1 protein-coding gene is annotated in these 569 nt (G+C 67.3%); it reads right to left on the reverse strand.

The window, feature by feature from the left end; genetic code table 11:
- The coding region (locus ACXJKJ_RS31580; RefSeq protein ID WP_457395632.1) for an alpha/beta hydrolase at positions 1–550 on the reverse strand (550 nt) is incomplete at its 3' end.
- Positions 551–569: the final 19 nt, after the last annotated feature.

A 569-nucleotide genomic window follows, 5' to 3' on the forward strand; every position in this document is an offset into this window, starting at 1 on the left:
CGATGGGCGAGGACGTTGCATCAATGTGGTGGACCGAGCCACTGGTGTAGCGGGTCGGGCCGCCGGCGAACTCCACGTCGCGCTGCTCGGCTGCCGCGGCGATCACCGCGCGCCGCTGCTGCAGCGTGACCGCGTGGCCCAAGCCATCGCGGTTGGCCGCGCCCATGTCATACATGCTCACCGTCGCCACGGCGCGGATGCGCGGGTCGATCTTGGCGGCACTGATCACGAAGCTGCCACTGCCACAGATGCCGAGCGCGCCGATCCGGTCCCTGTCGACGAAGGACTGGCTGCGCAGGTAATCCACTGCCGCGCTGAAGTCTTCGGCGTAGATGTCCGGTGAAACCGCATTGCGCGGCTCACCGCCGCTTTCGCCCCAGAACGACAGGTCGATGGCCAGGGTGACAAAGCCCTCCTCGGCCAGCTTGGTGGCATACAGCGTCGAGGACTGCTCCTTTACCGCGCCCATCGGGTGACCGACCACGAGCGCAGCATGCGGCGTGGTGCGGTCCATCCCGCGCGGCAGGAACAGGCTGCCGGTTACGCGCATCCCGTACTGGTTGTTGAAC

This window comes from Roseateles sp. P5_E1 (genome assembly GCF_054049335.1).